Raw genomic sequence first — 4,175 nt, forward strand, 5'->3', positions numbered from 1 at the left:
CCGGGCGCCGCTCCGCCACGGCGGGGGAGCCGGATGTGGCGTCCCGGCCGGGGCGTGTCCGGGAGACGCGTCGAACGCGTCGAGAAGCGCGCCGCCGCACGGCGGCGCGCAACGTCCGAAGGGGTCAGTTCGCGCGGCCCGGTCAGTTCGCGCGGTCTTCGAGGGCGCGGACGATCGCCGCCGAGAAGGCGTCGAGGTCGTCCGGGGTGCGGGAGGTGATGAGGGCGTGGCCGCCGGAGGTGTCGACGACGACTTCCCGGTCCACCCAACTGCCCCCGGCGTTCTCCAGGTCGGGACGGAGCGAGGGGTACGACGTGAGCTCGCGGTCCTTGGCCATCCCGCTGTCCACCAGGAGCCAGGGCCCGTGGCACACCGCCGCCACCGGCTTCCCCGCGTCCGCGAAGGCCGAGACGAGGCGCTGCGCGTCGGTGTCGGTGCGCAGCGTGTCCGCGTTGAGCGTGCCGCCCGGCACGATCACGGCGTCGTACGCGTCCGCCGCGACGTCCGCCAGGGTGGTGTCCGGCTGCACCGCGTCACCCGGCTTCCGGTCGGAGACCAGGGTCTGCACCGGCTCGTCGCGCTGAGCGGCGACCGTGACCCGGGCGCCCGCCTCGCGCAGGGCCTCCATCGGCTTGGTGATCTCGTCCTGCTCCGTCCCGTAGTTCGTCGTGAGAACGAGGACGTTCATTCCGTCGAGCGCCACGATGGCTCGCTCCTCACTGTCTCCCGCGCCCGCCGCCAGGGCAGGCCCGGATCGGTGTCGTGGTCGGTGTGGTGGTCGATGTCGTGCGGGGACGTCGGCCCCTGCTCACTTGTCGAGGGACCGCTTCAGTTCCGCCTTGTTCATCTGCGACCTGCCGTGCACGTTGCGCCGCTTGGCCTCCGCGTAGAGCTGGTCGTAGGTCGGGCCCTCCGAGCCGCTGTGCGACCGCTTGCCGCCGCGTCGCGAGGACGACATGTCCTCGAGGGAGCTCCTGCTCGCGGTCTTCGACTCCCCGGAGCGGGCACGCTCCTTGTTCACGGTGCGGGCCGCGATCTCCTCGGCGCGCTTCTCGCTCTCGCCGCGGTCCAGGGCGCTCTCCTTGATGTGCTCGTACTGACGTTCCCGTTTAGGGCTCGATCCGCGCGGCATTCCGCTGCTCCTCTCCGGCGGTAAGGGGCCTTTCCCCTCCGCTGCCCCCTTCGGTCCGGTTCATGCCCGTGCGTCGGGGTAGCCGCCGGAAATGAACGCCTTGAGAGTGATCCGACCGCCCGGCGTCTACGCACCGCAGGGCGACACCGAGCTCCTCCTGGAGAGCCTGGCCCGTGAGCAGCTGAAACCGGGACAGCGCACGCTCGACCTGTGCACCGGCACCGGCATCCTGGCCGTCGCGGCAGCGCGCAGGGGAGCCGAGGCGACCGCGATCGACATCTCCGGCGCGTCCGTCGCGACGGCCCGGCTCAACGCGGCCCTCCACCGCTGTCGCGTCCGCGTCGTACGAGGCGACCTCGTCGCCCCCGTCGCGGGAGAGCGGTTCGACCTGGTGACCGTCAACCCGCCTTACGTACCCGCCTCCGCGCCCGGCGCCCCGACGAGCGGCCCGGAGCGGGCCTGGGACGCGGGCCCCGACGGACGGCTGCTGCTGGACCGGATCTGCCGCGCGGCTCCCACCGTTCTCGCCCCCGACGGCGTGATGCTGGTCGTCCAGTCCTCGCTCGCCGACGTCGGCGCCAGCCTCGCCGCACTGGCCCGCCGGGGCCTGCGCGCCCGGGTCGCGGCCCGGCACACCCAGCCCTTCGGCCCCGTCATGCGGGCCAGGGCCGCCTGGTTCGAGCAGCGGGCGCTCTGCCGCCCCGGCGCGCGCAGCGAGGAGCTGGTGGTGATCCGCGCCGTCCGCGACCCGGACCGCGCGCCGGACTCCGCCCCCGAGTACGACCCGGACGCTTCCCGCTACGCCCGGGACCCCGGCCCCGACCCCGAGCGGGCCACGGCGGAGAGGAGGGCGGGATGACCGCGGAGAAGGGACGAACACCGCGCGGCGCCGCCCTGTTCGACGTCGACGGCACCCTCGTGGACACCAACTACCTCCACACGCTCGCCTGGTGGCAGGCGCTGCGCCAGCACGGCCACGACGTGCCGATGGCCCGCATCCACCGGGCGATCGGGATGGGCTCCGACCGGCTCCTCGACGCGGTCCTCGGAGCGGAGCGCGCACGCGGGCGGGACGACGCCATCGCCGACGCCCACGGCAGCCTCTACTCGGTCTGGTACGAGGTGCTCCGCCCCTTCGACGCCGCGGCCGACCTGCTCCGGGCGGTCGCCGCCCGCGGGTGGACGGTGGTCCTGGCCTCCTCCGCCCAGGAGGACGAGGTGGCGGCCGTCCGCAGGCGGCTCGACGCGGACGACGTCATCGCGGCGGCCACCACCGGCGGCGACGTCGACACCACCAAGCCGGCCCCGGACCTCGTCGAGGCCGCGCTCGCCGCCGTGGGCGCCGAGCCGGAGCAGGCCGTCTTCGTCGGCGACACGGTGTGGGACGTGGAGGCCGCGGGCCGGGCGGGCCTGCCCTGCGTGACGCTGCTGAGCGGCGGGATCTCCCGCCGCGAACTGGAGGAGGCCGGAGCCGCGGCGGTGTACGAGGACGCCGGGACGCTGCTGCGCGAACTCGACGGCAGCCCCCTGTCGCGCCCGCCGTCCTGACGGGGGCGCGGGCCACCGGCGACGCCGTCCGCTGACGCCGCGTTCGTCGACGTCTCGTTCGTCGAGCCGACGACGTGGCGTCAGCGGGCGTCAGCGGCCCAAGCGCGTGAGGGCGTCCGCCGCCGTCCGCAGGTCGGCGACGAGCCCGGCGTACATGCCGTCCCGGTCCCGGGCCCGCAGCACGGCGGACGGGTGGACCGTCGCGAGGACGCGCACGCCCTCGTCCCCGCCCTCCCCGTCTCCGGAGTCCGGGAGGGGAACGGGCACCCCCCGGTCCGCGCCGACGCGGAACGAGGGGCCGAGGAGCGCGCGGCCCGCGGTGGCGCCGAGCGTGACGACCAAGGCGGGGGAGACGAGCCGGAGTTCGGCCGTCAGCCAGGGCCGGCAGGCCAGCGCCTCGCGCAGGCTGGGCGACTTGTGGATCCGGCGCTTGCGGGTCTCCTCCTGGGTGAACTTGAAGTGCTTGACGGCGTTCGTGAGATACAGGCCCTCCTCGTCGATCCCCGCGTCGCGCAGCGCGCGGGACAGCAGCCGTCCCGCGGGTCCCACGAAGGCCAGGCCCTCGCGGTCCTCCTGGTCGCCCGGCTGCTCGCCGACGAGCATCATCCGCGCGTGCGGGTCGCCGCGCCCGAAGACGGTGCCGGTCGCGTCCCGGTGCAGCGGGCAGCCCCGGCAGTCGGCGGCGGCCCTCCGGTGCGCCGGGAGCCCGCCGCGCGCGGGCAGGAAGGGGGTCGCGTCGTACGGCTCGGGGACCGGGCCACCGCCGCCGTCGCTCCCGCCGCCGTCGCTCCCGGTGCCGGTCATCGGTGGGCTTCTCTCGTACGGAGCGGGGCGCCGGCCCCGGCACGTGCCCCGGCACCGACGACCAGGCGGAACCCGCTCCGGGGCCGGGTCGGCACACGGGTCAGGGGGATGCGCAGGTCCTGCGGCGGCACCGTGAAGTCGAGGCGGGCGAGTTCGCGGGCGAGCCCGGAGAGCACCGCGACGGTGATGTCCTCGCCGGGGCAGCGGTGCCCTTCGCGCGGACCGCCGCCCTGCGGGATCAGCGTGTCGCGGTGGGGCGGCCTGCCGAGGAAGCGGTCGGGCACGAAGCGGAGCGGCTCGTCCCACAGCGCGGGATCGTGGTTCTGCCCGTACACGTCGAGCAGCAGCATCGTGCCGCGCGGGACGCGGTCACCGGCCACGACCAGGCCGTCGGGGGCGAGGGCACCGACGAAGGGCACGAACGGATAGAAGCGGCGCACCTCGTGGGCGAACGAGGTCGCGAAGCCCGGGTCACCGTCGGCCAGGCGGTCGCGCACGGCGGGACTGCCGCTCATGGCGTGCGCGGCGAACGTGGCGAACCAGCTGATCGCGACGGTCGGCCGCACAATGTTGAGGAGTTCGACGGCGGCCGTGCGGGGATCGAGCGGCGACCCGTCGGCCTCCCGGTGGGCCAGGACCGCCTCGAACGGGGTGCGGGGCCCGCCCGGGGCGGCGGGGGGGGCGCGCGCGC

The 4,175-nt window shown here is 75.4% G+C and carries 6 protein-coding genes; 2 read left to right on the forward strand and 4 right to left on the reverse strand.

Annotated elements, in window-relative coordinates:
• Nucleotides 1-142 precede the first annotated feature (142 nt).
• Entirely contained in the window at nucleotides 143-688 is a 546-nt protein-coding gene (locus ACWDVG_RS31425; protein ID WP_451704321.1) for a type 1 glutamine amidotransferase domain-containing protein, read from the reverse strand.
• A 120-nt stretch (nucleotides 689-808) separates the two neighbouring features.
• Nucleotides 809-1,132: a plasmid stabilization protein gene (locus ACWDVG_RS31430; protein ID WP_451704313.1), complete on the reverse strand. Its 324-nt coding sequence runs from the start codon at nucleotides 1,130-1,132 to the stop codon at nucleotides 809-811.
• A gap of 106 nt (nucleotides 1,133-1,238) precedes the next feature.
• On the opposite strand from ACWDVG_RS31430, the gene ACWDVG_RS31435 reads away from it, so the two are divergent.
• Both ACWDVG_RS31435 and ACWDVG_RS31440 read left to right on the forward strand, forming a co-directional pair.
• Entirely contained in the window at nucleotides 1,239-1,991 is a 753-nt protein-coding gene (locus ACWDVG_RS31435) for a HemK2/MTQ2 family protein methyltransferase (RefSeq protein WP_451704315.1), read from the forward strand.
• Nucleotides 1,988-2,680, forward strand: a complete 693-nt coding sequence (locus ACWDVG_RS31440; RefSeq protein WP_451704317.1) for an HAD family hydrolase — start codon at nucleotides 1,988-1,990, stop codon at nucleotides 2,678-2,680. Before ACWDVG_RS31435 ends, ACWDVG_RS31440 begins: the two co-directional genes overlap by 4 nt.
• 90 nt (nucleotides 2,681-2,770) lie before the next feature.
• Here the strand turns inward: ACWDVG_RS31440 and ACWDVG_RS31445 are convergent, their stop codons facing one another.
• Nucleotides 2,771-3,484, reverse strand: coding sequence for a UdgX family uracil-DNA binding protein (locus ACWDVG_RS31445; protein WP_451704319.1), 714 nt, complete (start codon nucleotides 3,482-3,484; stop codon nucleotides 2,771-2,773).
• Nucleotides 3,481-4,175: cytochrome P450 (locus ACWDVG_RS31450; protein ID WP_451704320.1), on the reverse strand; the 695-nt coding region annotated here is incomplete at its 5' end. The genes ACWDVG_RS31450 and ACWDVG_RS31445, both read right to left, overlap by 4 nt.

This window comes from Streptomyces sp. NPDC003327 (assembly GCF_053589515.1).